Genomic DNA, 472 nt, shown 5'->3' with positions numbered 1-472 from the left:
GCGGCGCCCACCGCGCCAGCGCTTCCATGATCAATTTCATGTTGCGCACCGAGATGCGCTCCGCGAGCAGGCGCTGCAACACCTCCGCGACGCGCTGCACCGTGGCGTGGCGCTGCACTTCCTTGAGGAGGGCTGGGCATTCTGCTTCCAGTTGGTCCAGCATGTGCTTGGTTTCCTGGGCGCCGAAATATTCATTGACGTGGCGAGCCAGCAGCGCCGCTAATGTGTGATAGAGCTCGTCCAGCGCCGGACGCAGCTGGTACCCCACCTTTGCCAGCTTTTCGCCGTCCGCAGGGCGCACCCAGGCGCACCGGCTGTCGCCCTGGACGCTGAAGACAGGCTGCACGCCAAGCGCGGCGGCCTCGTCGGAATAATTGATCACGCGCACCAGGTCGAAATGCAGCACGAACTCGGCGGACCGAATCTGATTGATCAGCAGCGCCACCTTGTCGCCGGCCATCGCCTCGCCGCC

Annotated in this window: 1 protein-coding gene; it reads right to left on the bottom strand. The window is 64.8% G+C overall.

Features of this window, described 5'->3' with window-relative positions:
- The coding region (locus tag KVT39_RS36530; RefSeq protein WP_306795635.1) for an FHIPEP family type III secretion protein at window positions 1–460 on the bottom strand (460 nt) is incomplete at its 3' end.
- Window positions 461–472: the final 12 nt, after the last annotated feature.

This window comes from Burkholderia sp. GbtcB21 (assembly GCF_019091065.1).
Taxonomy (GTDB): domain Bacteria; phylum Pseudomonadota; class Gammaproteobacteria; order Burkholderiales; family Burkholderiaceae; genus Burkholderia; species Burkholderia pyrrocinia_C.
The sequence above is the reverse complement of the archived record's forward strand: the minus strand, read 5'-3'. Positions and strand labels throughout refer to the sequence as shown.